The following is a 13,347-nucleotide window of genomic DNA, read 5'->3' on the forward strand; positions in this document are numbered from 1 at the left end:
TGACAGATACATGCGCCCGCCGGCGATTGCCGCGCGGTGCGTCGCGCGCACCTGCGTCGCGGCGCCCGTGCGCGGCCGCAAGGCGGTTGCCCGCGCCGAAACGCATGGCCCTAAAGAAATGCGCCGCGCGGTCGTTAACGCGAGAGAGACCATTCCGTATACCGCATCGCCCCATGCCTTTGCCGATTGTAATTGCCGACGATTCGCTGCTCGCTCGCAAACTGCTGACAAAGGCGCTGCCGGGAGATTGGGACGTCGACATCGCGTATGCAGCGAATGGTCGCGAGGCCTTGGCGCTCTATCGTGACGGCAAAGCTTCCGTGATGTTTCTGGATCTGACGATGCCCGACATGAGCGGATATCAGGTCCTGGAAACACTGCGCCACGAAGATCTGAACACGTTCGTGATCGTGGTATCCGCCGATATTCAGCCGCAGGCGCAAGCACGCGTGCGTGAATTGGGCGCGATCGCATTCGTTGCCAAGCCCGTGACGTCGGAGGCATTGCTGCCCATTCTCAAGGAGTATGGGTTGTATGCCTGAATCGGTGTTCACGGCGGAGCAACGCGACGCGTTGCAGGAAATCGCCAACCTTGCAATGGGCCGCGCCGCCGCGCGGCTTGCGTTGCTGCTCGGGCACTTCATCGAGCTGTCGGTGCCGCGCGTGCGCGTCGTGAAAGCGGCCGATGCGAGCGACGCGCTGCGCGAGATGACGGGCATCCACGACAACGTGACCGCCGTGCGCCAGGGCTTCCGTTCCGACATCAAGGGCGAGGCGATCGTGCTGTGCCGCACGGCGGGCGTCGCGCGGTTGATGTCGGTCGTCGACCGCACGTTCGGCGACGGCGTGTACGGCGGCATGGCGACGCCGGACGAACTCGTGTTCGACGTCGCGAACGTGCTGATGGGCGCCTGCGTCGCGTCGATCCTCGACGAACTCGGCCGCAAGCCCGTGTTCTTTCCGCCGGGGCTGCTCGGCGCGAACGTGTCGTTCGACGACGTGTTCCAGCCGAACGAACTGGGATGGAGCGTCGCGCTGCTGCTCGAGGTGAATTTCGGGCTCGAGAACCATATGTTCCGCGCGCATTTCGTGATGTTGATGGCCGAGGATTCGATCCGGCTGATGGGCGACGCGCTCGACGCGTTGCTGTCCGCGCTATGACGGCCGCCGCCCCGTCGCTGAGCGACCTCGTGATCGAGCGCGTCGGCTTCGGCCTGTTCGTGCTCGACCGTTCGATGACCGTCCTGATGTGGAATCGCTTCATGCAGGACCACAGCGGGATCCCGGCCGCCGACGTGATCGGCCGCAACCTGTTCGACCGCTTCCCGGACCTGCCGCGTGCGTGGCTGTCGCGCAAGCTCGAGAGCGTGTTCCAGCTTGGCAGCTTCGCATTCAGCTCGTGGGAGCAGCGGCCCTACCTGTTCCGCTTCGAGCACGATCGGCCGATCACGGGCGGCGTCGACTACATGCAGCAGGACTGCACGTTCATGCCGCTCACGCGCGGCCGCGACGTCGAGGCCGTGTGCGTGACGATCTCCGACGTCACGCATGTGAGCGTGATGCAGCGAGAGCGCGAGGAAGCGGTCGCGAAGCTGCGCGAGCACGCGAATCTCGACGGGCTGACCGGCATCGCGAACCGGCGCTTCTTCGAGGCGCGGCTCGGCGACGAATTCGCGCGCTGGCAGCGCTACGGCGGCGACCTGTCGGTGCTGCTGTTCGACCTCGACCACTTCAAGACGATCAACGACCGCTTCGGGCATGCGGTGGGCGACGCGGTGCTGCGCGAGACGGCGCGCCGCGTCGCGTCGATCGTGCGCGCGCAGGATACGTTCGGCCGGTTCGGCGGCGAGGAATTCGCGCTGTTGCTGCCGTGCACGACGCTCGACGAGGCGATGCGGGTGGCCGACAAGGTGCGCGACGCGATCGGCAGCGTGCCGGTCGACGCCGAGGGCGTCAGCGTGCCGGTCACGGCGAGCGTCGGCGGCGCGTGCGCGAAAGCCGGCGCGCCGACCTGCGACGTACTCGTCAACGAGGCCGACGCCGCGCTCTATCGGGCGAAGCGGCTCGGGCGCGATCGGTCGGTCGCGTACGCCGACTGACCGCGCCCGCTCCGCTCAGCTTTTTGCGATGTCGGCGAGCACGCCGGCCAGCACGGCCGGCTGCGACACGAACGGCGAGTGGCTGCTGTCGAGCTGGTGCACGTGGGTCGGGTTGCCGGGCGCGAACGCGTCGGCTTCGTCGATGAAGCGTTGCTGCAGCGCGGGCAGGATCACGCGATCGGCCAGGCACTTGATGTAGTGGCGGTCGATCGCGCCCCAGCGTGCGGCGGTCGTCGGGATCGCGGTCGCGAACGGCGCGGCCGGCACGTCGCAGCTCATCAGGTTCGCGACCGCGTCGAAATCGGCTTGCGGCACGTCTTCGTACAGCGCGCGCTTCATCGATGCGCGATACGCGGCGTCGCCGCTGTGCGGATCGACGCGCAGCGCGCCGACCACGCGCGGGCTCGCGAGCATCAGCGGGCCGAGCAGCTCGCCGTTGTTTTCCGGCGCGCGCACGTAGTCGAGGCCCGGTACGCCCGACGCGGGCATGAAGGCCGCGAGATAGACGATCTTCGCGATCTTGTCCGGCGCGCGTTCGGCGGCCGCCGTGATCGCGAGGCCGCCCATGCTGTGCCCGACCAGCACGACCTTGCCGCGGCCGAGCGCGTACGCGTCGTCGACGGCCTGCGTCACCTGCGTCGCGTAGTCGTCGAGCGTCGTGTTGGCGACCGGCGACGGCTCGGCGCCGAACGCGTCCTTGTCGAGCGGCCGGGCGAGATACGACGCGGGAAAGCGCGCATGGATGCCGTGCGCGGGCAGGTCGCGCGCGATCGACAGGTAGCCGCGCGCGGCCAGCGCGGCCGCCACGTGGGCATAGCACCACGCGCCATGCCACGCGCCGTGCACGAGCACGAAAACGGGATGATCGGACGGCGGGGTGGCGGGGGCGTTCGTCTCCATGGTGTCCGTATTTTTTCGAGAAAGGTGTCATCTTAGACGAACCGGCCGCCATCGAGACGCGCTCGCGCGGCGCGTTTCTTGACCGGCAACGATCCGTCCCTTTGTGTCGCACAGGCCACATTTCGTCCTGATCCGATTTGAATTTGTGCCGAAGCGCGCTAATTTGTTGCTTTGCCTGCGATTGCACCCCATGAACGTCGACTATCTCTTCTATCGGAAGCCGAACAAACCCGGCCCCTATTCGCTCGACGACCTGGGCGACATCGCGCCGCCGATCGGCCCGGGCGCCGTGGTGCGCGCGGGAATCGCGCGCGTGTTCGAGCAGATCGACTGGCAGGAATCACTCGACGTGCCGGGCGCGTGGTTCGGTACCGGCGGCGCGGTTTTCCAGTTCACCGCCGAGCCCGACGGCCGCGTGACGAGCTTCATGGGCTCGCGCCTCGAGCGCCGCTCGATGCTGCAGCTCACGCGCGAAATGGGGCTCATCGCGCTCGATCTGCAGCGCGACATCGTGTACGGCTGACGCGCGTTCGGGCCGCCGTTCGCAAAGGCCGGCGCACCGGCCCGCCGGTGGCGCTCGGCACCCCGCCGGACAGGGTGCGCGTCCGCCATCGAACTTCAAAGATTGCTATACTTTCGCCCAATTCCGGCTTCCGGCCGGTAATTTGTGCCTGTCTGCGTCGATCGTTCGCATATCTCGCACGCATTCGACGCCCTGACCATCCCAGCCGGGCATGGCTTCTTCAATCGCCCCGCGTGGGTGTCTCCGTGGAGCTTCGTCTTGGCCGTTTCCCATTCCGTCGTGGACGAACAAGAAACCGACGCCGCTGCCGTCACATCGGGCAGCTCCTTCTATCTGGCGATGCGCATCCTGCCGGCCGTGCAGCGCGATGCGATGTTCCAGGTCTATGCGTTTTGCCGCGCGGTCGACGACATCGCCGACAGCGACCTGCCGCGCGCCGAGCGCACCGCGGGCCTGAATCGCTGGCGCGCGGACATCGACGCCTGCTTCGCCGGCCGCCCGCCGCGCCACCTCGTCGCGCTCGATCGCGAGATTCGCGCGTTCGACCTGCAGCGCGACGATTTCCACGCGATGATCGACGGGATGGCGATGGACGCGGTGGAAGACATCTGCGCGCCCGACGAGCCGACGCTCGACCTGTTCTGCGATCGCGTGGCGAGCGCGGCCGGCCGGCTGTCGGTGAGGATTTTCGGGATGCCGGAAGCCGAAGGGATCACGTTGTCGCACCACCTCGGCCGCGCGCTGCAACTGACCAACATCCTGCGCGACATCGACGACGACGCGGCGATCAACCGGTGCTACCTGCCGCGCGAGCTGCTTGCGCGCGAAGGCATCGCGATCACCGATCCGGCGACGATCGTGCGCGATCCGGCGCTGCCGCGCGTGTGCGCGACGCTCGTCGAGCGCGCGCTCGAGCACTTCCGCCAGGCCGACGCGGTGATGGATACCTGCCCGCGTGCGCAGGTGAAGGCGCCGCGCATCATGTCGGGCGCGTATCGCTGCATTCTCGAGGCCGCGATCGCGCGCGGCTTTGCCGCGCCGCGCGCGCCGCTGCGCAAGCCGAAGGCGCGCATGCTGATGATCGCCGCGCGCTACGCGCTGTTCTGAGTCGACCGACGCGATGCCCAGAACCGTCCACGTGATCGGCGCAGGACTCGCGGGCCTGTCGGCCGCGGTCGAGCTGCAACGTCGCGGGCGGCGCATCGTGCTGCACGACGCGCATGCGCACGCGGGCGGCCGCTGCCGCTCGTGGTTCGACGGGACGCTGAACACGACGCTCGACAGTGGGCTGCACACGGTTTTCGCGGGACAGCCCGCGACGCAGCGCTACCTGCGCGCGATCGGCGCGGCCGATCAGCTCGCGGGGCCCGCGCTGGCTGAACTCCCGGTCATCGACATCGCGTCGCAGCAGCGCTGGACGCTGCGTTTCGGCAACGGCCGCTGGCCGTCGTGGCTGTTCGATGCTGCGTCACGGGCGCCGGGCACGACGCCGCTCGACTATCTCGCGCTGGCCCCGCTCGCATTCGCCCGCACGGGCCGCTCGCTCGCGCAGACGATGCGATGCGACGGCGTGCTGTGGGATCGCTGGCTGCGACCGTATTTCCTCGGGGTGCTGAATATCGAGCCGCGCCACGCGAGCGCCGAACTCGCGCGCGCCGCGCTGTGCGGCACGTTTGCCGCGGGCGGCCCCGGCAGCCGTCCGCTCGTCGCGCGCCGCGGGCTCGGCAGCGCGTTCGTCGAACCGGCGCTGCGGATGCTGCAGTACGGCGGCGCGCAGATCCGCCTGAATTCGCGGCTCGACGCGTTCGAATTCGGCGCGCACGGCAATGCGATCGATGCCGTGTCGGTCGGCGGCGAGCGGATCGATCTCGCGCCGGGCGACGCGGTCGTGCTGGCCGTGCCGCCCGAGGTTGCGCAGCCGCTCGTGCCCGAACTCACCGCGCCCGACACCTTCAGCGCGGTCGTGACCGCGTATTTCGCGGTCGAATCGCCGGCCGGTCATCCACTGCAGACGACCGTCGTCAACGGCGTCGTCGATGCGGTGCGGACCGGTGACGGCCAGCTCGCGGCGACGATCCGCGATGCGGGCCGCTGGCTCGACATGCCGCGCGACACGCTCGCGCGGCGCATCTGGGAAGACGTCGCGCGCGTGACCGGCGCGAACCCGGAAACCATCCCCGCGTGGCAACTCGTCGTCGAGCCGCGCGCGGGCTTTGCGGCGGTGCCGTCGCAGGAAATGAAACGGCCGGCCGTGCGTACGCGCTGGACCAATCTTGTACTCGCGGGCGACTGGATTGCCACCGGCCTGCCCGCCACGATCGAGGGCGCGATCCGTTCCGGCCAGTTGGCCGCGGACGTGCTCCAGACGCAATAAAGAGAGGGACCGATGAACGATCTCACCGAAATGGCTACCTTGTCCGCCGGCGCCGTGCCGGCCGACGTCGACGCGGCTGTCGCGTGTGCGACCGACGCGCTGCTGGCCGCGCAGCAAGCGGACGGACACTGGGTCTACGAACTCGAAGCGGATTCGACGATTCCTGCTGAATACGTGCTGCTCGTCCACTATCTGGGCGAGACGCCGAACCTCGAGCTCGAACAGAAGATCGGCAAGTATCTGCGCCGCATCCAGCAGGCCGACGGCGGCTGGCCGCTGTTTACCGACGGCGCACCGAACATCAGCGCGAGCGTGAAGGCGTATTTCGCGCTGAAGGTGATCGGCGACGACGAGAACGCCGAGCACATGCAGCGCGCGCGCCGCGCGATCCACGCGATGGGCGGCGCCGAGATGTCGAACGTGTTCACGCGCATCCAGCTCGCGCTGTACGGTGCGATTCCGTGGCGCGCGGTGCCGATGATGCCGGTCGAGATCATGCTGCTGCCGCAGTGGTTCCCGTTCCATCTGTCGAAGGTGTCGTACTGGGCGCGCACCGTGATCGTGCCGCTGCTCGTGCTGAACGCGAAGCGTCCGCTCGCGAAGAACCCGCGCGGCGTGCGCATCGACGAGCTGTTCATCGACCCGCCCGTCAACGCCGGGCTGCTGCCGCGTCAGGGCCACCAGAGCGCGGGCTGGTTCGCGTTTTTCCGCGTGGTCGACCATGCGCTGCGCGCGGTCGACGGCCTGTTCCCGAGCTATACGCGCGAACGCGCGATCCGTCAGGCCGTGTCGTTCGTCGACGAGCGCCTGAACGGCGAGGACGGCCTCGGCGCGATCTATCCGGCGATGGCCAACGCGGTGATGATGTACGACGTGCTCGGCTATGCGGAAGACCATCCGAACCGCGCGATCGCGCGCAAGGCGCTCGACAAGCTGCTCGTCGTGCAGGAGGACGAAGCGTATTGCCAGCCGTGCCTGTCGCCCGTGTGGGACACGTCGCTCGTTGCGCATGCGCTGCTCGAGACCGGCGATGCGCGTGCGCAGGAAGCGGTGCTGCGCGGCCTCGAATGGCTGCGTCCGCTGCAGATCCTCGACGTGCGCGGCGACTGGATCTCGCGCCGCCCGAACGTGCGGCCCGGCGGCTGGGCGTTCCAGTACGCGAATGCGCACTACCCGGACGTCGACGATACGGCCGTGGTCGTGATGGCGATGGATCGTGCGCAGAAGCTCACGCAGTCGGACACGTATCGCGAATCGATGGCGCGTGCGCGCGAATGGGTCGTCGGCATGCAGAGCAGCGACGGCGGCTGGGGCGCGTTCGAACCTGAAAACACGCAGTACTACCTGAACAACATCCCGTTCTCCGATCACGGCGCGCTGCTCGATCCGCCGACGGCCGACGTGTCGGGCCGCTGCCTGTCGATGCTGTCGCAGCTCGGCGAGACGCCGCTGAACAGCGAGCCGGCCCGCCGCGCGCTCGACTACATGCTGAAGGAGCAGGAGCCGGACGGCAGCTGGTACGGCCGCTGGGGGATGAACTACGTGTACGGCACGTGGACGGCCCTGTGCTCGCTGAACGCGGCCGGCCTGACGCCGGACGACCCGCGCATGAAGCGCGGTGCGCAGTGGCTGCTGTCGATCCAGAACAAGGACGGCGGCTGGGGCGAGGACGGCGACAGCTACAAGCTCAACTATCGCGGTTACGAGCAGGCGCCGAGCACGGCGTCGCAGACGGCCTGGGCGCTGCTCGGCCTGATGGCGGCCGGCGAAGTGAACAACCCGGCCGTGGCGCGCGGCGTCGACTACCTGGTCGCGCAGCAGAACGAAGAAGGCTTGTGGGACGAGACGCGCTTCACGGCGACGGGCTTCCCGCGCGTGTTCTACCTGCGCTACCACGGCTATCGCAAGTTCTTCCCGCTGTGGGCGCTCGCGCGCTACCGCAACCTGAAGCGCGCGAACGCGACGCGCGTGACGGTCGGGATGTAACGCGTGGCGACGACGCAGCACAACGGCGCATTGCCCGTCATCGCGGTCACAGGGATGGCGTTCGAGGCGCGCATCGCGCGCGGCGACGGCGTCGAGGCCGTGTTCGCCGCGCGGGCCGACCGGCTCGAGCGCGCACTGGCCGAAGCGACCGCGCGCGGCTGCGCGGGCATCGTCAGCTTCGGTACCGCGGGCGGGCTCGCGCCCGACCTCGCGCCGGGCGCGCTCGTGATCGCGGACGCGATCGACGGGCCGTTCGGCCGCGTGCAGACCGATACGGGCTGGAGCGCGCGGCTCGTCGCCGCGCTGCAGGACACGCCGGTGTGGGCGCGTGTCACGCGCGGCACGATGGCGGCCGTCGGCGCGCCGGTGGTCAGCGAGCAGGACAAGACGTCGCTGCATCGTGCGAATGGCGCGCTTGCCGTCGACATGGAATCGCATATCGCGGCGGCCTTCGCGGCCGCGCGCGGCGTGCCGTTCGCGGTGTGCCGCGCGATCGTCGATCCGGCGTGGCGCACGCTGCCGCGCGCGGCGACGGCCGGGCTGCGCGACGACGGCAGCACGGCGATCCTGCCGATCCTGCGCGAACTGCTGAAGCAGCCGTCGCAGCTCGGTCCGTTGTTGCAAGTCGCCAGCGATGCGCGCGCGGCGCGCACGACACTGATCCAGGCACGCCACGCGTTCGAGCGGGCGGGCGCGATGCGGATCGTCTGAGCGGCGTTCGCTGCTGGCCTTTCCCCCGCTTCCCGGTCTGCCGTTTCGCGCGGACAAAAAAAGAGCGCTGCATGACGCAGCGCTCTTTTTTTGCGCGGCCGCCGTTGCGGCGTTACTGTGCGGCCGGACTGCTCGCGGGCATCGTCGGCATCGCCGGCGCGATCGGCGCGCCGTTGGCGGCCGGCGCTGTCGTCGCTCCGGCCGACGCAGCGACCGGTGCCGCAGCAGGCGCACTCGCCGGCATCGCATTGTCCGCACCCGGATCGTCATACTGCGGCAATCCCGGCGCGGCCGGTGCGTTGTTCGGCGTGGCGCCCGATGCGCCGCCCGCATCGCCCGGATCCTCATAGTTCGGCAAGCCGCCCGGCGTGGTTGGCGTGGCCGCCGGCACCGCGCCGGCTTCACCCGGCTCAGCGTCGTTCGGCGCGGCAGCCGATGCCGACTGGCCGTGATACGTCAGCGACTTGCGCTGCTGCAGGTACGCGTCGCGCACGAACGAATACGGATCGAGCGCGGCCTGCTTCAGCAGATCGGTCGCACCGAGCAGGTCCGAACGCGCGCTGATGAACTGCGCGATGTACATCGGATTGCGTGCGGCCGGCTCGATGTAGTTCAGCAGGTTGAAGCGCACGTCCACCGCGCGGCCGACGCCGTCGCGGATCGTGCTCGGCCCGAACACGGGCAGCACGAGGTACGGGCCGGACGGCATGCCCCAGCGCGCCATCGTCAGCCCGAAATCCTGGTGATGCTTAGGCAGCCCGGCCGGCGTCGCGATGTCGATCAGGCCGGCGACGCCGAACAGCGAGTTCATCGCCACGCGCATCAGATCCTGCGTCGCATCGGTGATGCGCAACTGCAGCAGGTTGTTCGCCATGTTGCCGAGATCGCCGAGGTTCGAGAAGAAGTTGCTGATCGCGGTGCGCACCGGCGTCGGCGTGACTTTCTGGTAACCCTTCGCGATCGGCTGCGCGATGTGCGTGTCGACCGTGTCGTTGAACGTGTACATCGCCCGGTTCATCGGCTCGAGCGGGTCGTTGGGATTGCGGTTCGGTCCCGTCGCGCAGCCGGTCAGCATCGTGCTGGCGGCGACGGTCGCCGCAATGATTCGCACCTTATTCATTGATTCCTTGCGATTGGTTCTGGGCGCGCTTGACGCGCGGTTTGCCCATCAGGACGGGCTGGAACACCACGGCGCCGATCAGCGTACAGGTCAGGGCCAGCGCGAGCAGCTTGCCCATGCTCGACGTGCCCGGATGGTGCGACAGCCACAGGCTGCCGAAGGCGGTCGCCGTCGTCGCGGCGCTGAACAGCACGGCGTGCGTGAGGCTCGAATGCAGCAGCCCCGTCTGCCCCGCGCGCCACGCCATCACGAAATACACCTTGAACGCGACGCCGACGCCGAGCATCAGCGGCAGCGCGATGATGTTCGCGAAGTTCAGCGACATGCCGAGCACGACGCACATCTCGAGCGTCACGATGCCCGACACGAGCAGCGGTACCAGCGTACGCAGCACGTCGCCGAAGCGGCGCAGCGTGACCCACAGCAGGACCGTGATCGAGATGATCGACCACAGCGCCGCGTGCAGGAACGCGTTGATGATCGTGTCGGCCGAATGCAGGATCGAGATCGGGCCGCCAGTCGCGCCCGGTTCCGCGGCCTTCACGGCCTTGGCGAAACGGCGCAGCATCGTGTCGTCGTTCGGGTCGACGCCCTTCGGCACCTTCGGCGAGATCTGCACGAGCGCGTGGCCGTCCGGCGCAACCCAGTCGCGCACGACCTGCGGCGGCAGCGATTCGCGCGTGATGTCCTGCGGCTGCAGCAGCGCAGCGAGCTGATTGAGCGCGATGCGCAGCGTATCGGAGAACGCGCGTTCGGCACGGTCGCGCGTCGCGCTGTCGGCGGCGGCGAGCTTCGCGAGCGACGCGGACAGGTGCTGCGCGGCCGCGGCGCCCGGGCCCGGGTGATCCTCGGCCGCATAGCTCAACAGGTCCGACACGCGCTTGAGCGCGGCCACGCGTTGCGCGTCGGTCGCGGGCGGCGCGGCCGGCTGCGTCAGCGCGGGCAGCAGCTCGCTCGCAGCCGCGGCGATCGCCGCGCGCTTGGCCGGCTGGTCGGCGGGGATGAAGGTCGACAGCGTGGTCGTGCGGCCGACTTCGGGCAGCGCGTCGAGGCGCTTCGCGGCCGCGTCGGCTTGCGCGAGCGACGGCGCGAGCAGCGTGACGTCGTTGACGGCGGCTTCCGGCGAATCCTTCAGCGCGAGCAGCGTCGCCATCGATTCGCTGTTCGGGTCCTTCAGGTGCAGCGGGTTGAAGTCGAAATGCAGGAACGCGAGCAGCGGCAGCGCGCCGATCACGACCGCCAGCGTGCCGATCAGGATCGGCTTGCGATGGCGATCGAGATAATCGTCGACCGGCGCGAGCCACGGAAAGCCCGGCGTCTTCGATTCGCCAGGCGGCGCGAACAGGCGCAGCAGTGCGGGCAGCAGCGTGAGCGTGGTCAGCAGTGCGACGAACATCCCGACGCCCGCGATCAGGCCGAGCTCGGACACGCCGCGATACGCGGTCGGAATGAACGAGAAGAAGCTTGCTGCCACGGCCGCGGTGGCGAGCGCGAGCGGCATGCCCATCGAGTGCGCGGCGCCGATCAGCGCGTGATCGATGCGCTCGTCGCGGAAGCGTTCCTCGCGGTACTTCACGCCGTACTGGATCGAGAAGTCGACGCCGAGGCCGACGAACAGCACCATGAACGCGACCGAGATCATGTTCAGCGAGCCGACCATCGCGAGGCCGAGCGCGGCCGTCACGACGAGGCCGACAAACAGCGTGACGAGCACCGAGCCGATCATCCGCTTCGAGCGCAGTGCAAGCCACAGGATGACGAGCACGGCGAGCAGCGTGAGCACGCCATTGAGCGCGGCGCCGTCTTCGACCGACGCGAATTCGTCGTCGGCGAGCGGCTGTTCGCCGGTCAGGCGCACGGCCGCGCCGTAGCGCTTGTCGAGGTCGAGCGAACGGGCCGCGTCGCGGATCACCTGGCTCGTTGCCGCGCCGGCCTTCAGCGCGCCGTAGTTGACCACCGGCTGCACGGTGACGAACGCGCGCGCGGGCTGCCGCGCGGCGTCGCTGTCGACCAGCGCGCGCCACGAGAACGCGGCCGGCTTGCCGGCCAGCACGTCGTCGACCGTCGCCGCGCTGCGCGCGAGCAGCTTCGCCATCGCGGGCAGCTTCACCTGGCCGGTCAGGAGCGGCTGGCCGAGCGTGGTGGACAGCGTGGTGGCGAGCCCGGTGAGGCTCGGGTTCTTCGCGAGTTCGTTGACGAGCGGGCGCGCGCTCGCGAGCTGCGCGGTCGTATCGGAGACCTCCTGCGGCGACAGGAACAGCAGCCCGTTGTGTTCGAAGAACGGCCCGCCGCCCGGTTCGGCGACCGGGCCGATGCGGCCGGCGGCGGCGTCCTTCTGCAGCGCTTCGGTCAGCGCATGCGCGGCGGCCGTCGCGAATTCGGGCGCGGGCGCCTCGACGACCGCGAGGATCGTGCCGTTGCGTTGCGGGAACGCCTTGTCGACGGCCTGGCCGAGCGCGGCCCATTGCGGTTCCGCATCGACGAGCTTGCTGATGTCGGTGTTGATCTTGAAATGCTGCGCGACATAGACGCCGCTGAAGGCGGCGATGACGAGCGACAGGACGACGACCCAGACGGGGCGGCGCACCGACCACGCAACGAGTCGGACGATGAGAGATGTCACCATGTGGTGGTGGGGAGCGGCTGGCTAGGGCAAAGTAGCCAAGTATACCGGCGCGGCGCGGCGACGGTCGTGACGTTGCGGAGAATCGGGGCGGGAAGGATATTTGCTACCGGCGTGGCAATCGGATCGCGCGGCCGGATCATTTGTATGCATATATTTACATAATCGCCGCGGCGATGCGTCGACACGCCGCGAAGCGCCTGTGACAAACGGCGCTGAAAGGTAACAGTCGGTCACCGGGCGGCAACGCGGCGTCGGGCCCGGTATACTTTGCTCCACCGGCCGATGCAAAGAGCCGGCCGTTTTTTCCCATCGAGTGCGAAATTCGTATGAAACGTCATCTGTTTGCTTTCGTCGCGGCGGCCGCCGTGTCGGTTTCCGCTTTCGCGCAGAGCGCGCCGGTCGACCTCGTCCGCACGGCGGTCGAGGGCACCGTCAACGCGATGAAGGCCGATCCGGCCGCCCGCGGCGGTGACATGGCGAAGATCACGCAGGTGGTCGAGCAACGCTTCCTGCCCGTGACCAACTTCGAGCGCACGACCCGCATCGCGGTCGGCGACGCGTGGAAGCAGGCCACGCCGCAACAGCAGCAGGAGCTGTACAAGCAGTTCCGGTTGCTGATGACGCGCACCTACGCCGCGTCGCTCGCGCAGCTCGGCAACCAGGACGCGAAGTTCTCGTTCAAGCCAGGCGGCGCGTCGGGTGCCGATGCGCTCGTGCAGTCGACGGTCACGACGCCGGGCGACAGCCAGTCGGTCGGCTATCGTCTCGGCAAGGTCGGCAACGACTGGAAGATCTACGACATCGACATGTCGGGCGCGTGGCTGATCCAGGTCTACCAGGGCCAGTTCAAGAGCCAGCTCGCGACGGGCGGGATCGACGGCCTGATCGCGTATCTGCAGAAGCACAATTCGCGGACGAACTGACGGCTGTTGCGCGTAGTTCAGATGCATGGAAGGCGCCTTCGGGCGCCTTTTCTATTCGTAGGTCGGTCGAACGAGGGTGGCTAAT

Annotated in this window: 12 protein-coding genes; 9 read left to right on the forward strand and 3 right to left on the reverse strand. The window is 68.7% G+C overall.

Annotated elements, in window-relative coordinates; translation table 11 throughout:
* The first annotated feature begins 173 nt into the window (after positions 1-173).
* Genes KR541_RS20160 through KR541_RS20170 form a run of 3 tightly spaced genes read left to right on the forward strand, consistent with a single transcriptional unit; the run spans position 174 to position 2,099 of the window.
* Positions 174-542 (forward strand): response regulator, encoded by a 369-nt coding sequence (locus tag KR541_RS20160; RefSeq protein WP_050013470.1) that lies wholly within the window; start codon positions 174-176, stop codon positions 540-542.
* A complete protein-coding gene (locus tag KR541_RS20165; RefSeq protein WP_050013469.1) occupies positions 535-1,161 on the forward strand; it encodes a chemotaxis protein CheC in 627 nt (208 codons plus the stop codon). The genes KR541_RS20160 and KR541_RS20165 overlap by 8 nt, the downstream gene beginning before the upstream one ends.
* A complete protein-coding gene (locus tag KR541_RS20170) occupies positions 1,158-2,099 on the forward strand; it encodes a GGDEF domain-containing protein (RefSeq protein WP_050013468.1) in 942 nt (313 codons plus the stop codon). Before KR541_RS20165 ends, KR541_RS20170 begins: the two co-directional genes overlap by 4 nt.
* A 15-nt stretch (positions 2,100-2,114) precedes the next feature.
* Here KR541_RS20170 and KR541_RS20175 read toward each other — a convergent pair whose 3' ends face one another.
* Positions 2,115-2,999 carry an alpha/beta fold hydrolase gene (locus tag KR541_RS20175; RefSeq protein WP_050013467.1) on the reverse strand — a complete coding sequence of 295 codons (885 nt, stop codon included), beginning with the start codon at positions 2,997-2,999 and terminating at the stop codon, positions 2,115-2,117.
* 190 nt (positions 3,000-3,189) lie between these two features.
* On the opposite strand from KR541_RS20175, the gene KR541_RS20180 reads away from it, so the two are divergent.
* The 5 genes from KR541_RS20180 (at position 3,190) to KR541_RS20200 (ending at position 8,593) form a co-directional block, all read left to right on the forward strand.
* On the forward strand, positions 3,190-3,522 hold the full coding sequence (locus tag KR541_RS20180; RefSeq protein WP_050013466.1) for a hypothetical protein: 333 nt from the start codon (positions 3,190-3,192) through the stop codon (positions 3,520-3,522).
* Positions 3,523-3,780: 258 nt separating this feature from the next.
* Complete coding sequence (gene hpnD, locus KR541_RS20185; RefSeq protein WP_050013465.1) at positions 3,781-4,629, forward strand: presqualene diphosphate synthase HpnD; 849 nt, start codon at positions 3,781-3,783, stop codon at positions 4,627-4,629.
* 13 nt (positions 4,630-4,642) lie between these two features.
* Entirely contained in the window at positions 4,643-5,896 is a 1,254-nt protein-coding gene (hpnE, locus tag KR541_RS20190) for a hydroxysqualene dehydroxylase HpnE (protein ID WP_050013464.1), read from the forward strand.
* 12 nt (positions 5,897-5,908) lie between these two features.
* Positions 5,909-7,882, forward strand: a complete 1,974-nt coding sequence (shc, locus tag KR541_RS20195) for a squalene--hopene cyclase (RefSeq protein WP_216089749.1) — start codon at positions 5,909-5,911, stop codon at positions 7,880-7,882.
* Positions 7,883-7,885: 3 nt separating this feature from the next.
* Positions 7,886-8,593 carry a phosphorylase gene (locus KR541_RS20200; RefSeq protein WP_080334231.1) on the forward strand — a complete coding sequence of 236 codons (708 nt, stop codon included), beginning with the start codon at positions 7,886-7,888 and terminating at the stop codon, positions 8,591-8,593.
* Positions 8,594-8,705: 112 nt separating this feature from the next.
* Here KR541_RS20200 and KR541_RS20205 read toward each other — a convergent pair whose 3' ends face one another.
* Together KR541_RS20205 and hpnN are read right to left on the reverse strand one after the other, a co-directional pair.
* Positions 8,706-9,713: an MlaA family lipoprotein gene (locus tag KR541_RS20205; protein ID WP_216089750.1), complete on the reverse strand. Its 1,008-nt coding sequence runs from the start codon at positions 9,711-9,713 to the stop codon at positions 8,706-8,708.
* On the reverse strand, positions 9,706-12,339 hold the full coding sequence (gene hpnN / locus KR541_RS20210; protein ID WP_050013461.1) for a hopanoid transporter HpnN: 2,634 nt from the start codon (positions 12,337-12,339) through the stop codon (positions 9,706-9,708). The genes KR541_RS20205 and hpnN overlap by 8 nt, the downstream gene beginning before the upstream one ends.
* A gap of 326 nt (positions 12,340-12,665) precedes the next feature.
* Here hpnN and KR541_RS20215 point away from each other — a divergent pair, with 326 nt between their 5' ends.
* Positions 12,666-13,262, forward strand: a complete 597-nt coding sequence (locus KR541_RS20215) for an MlaC/ttg2D family ABC transporter substrate-binding protein (protein WP_050013460.1) — start codon at positions 12,666-12,668, stop codon at positions 13,260-13,262.
* The last annotated feature ends 85 nt before the right edge of the window (positions 13,263-13,347 follow it).

The sequence above is a fragment of the Burkholderia sola genome (assembly GCF_905400185.1).
GTDB classification, from domain to species: Bacteria; Pseudomonadota; Gammaproteobacteria; order Burkholderiales; family Burkholderiaceae; genus Burkholderia; species Burkholderia sola.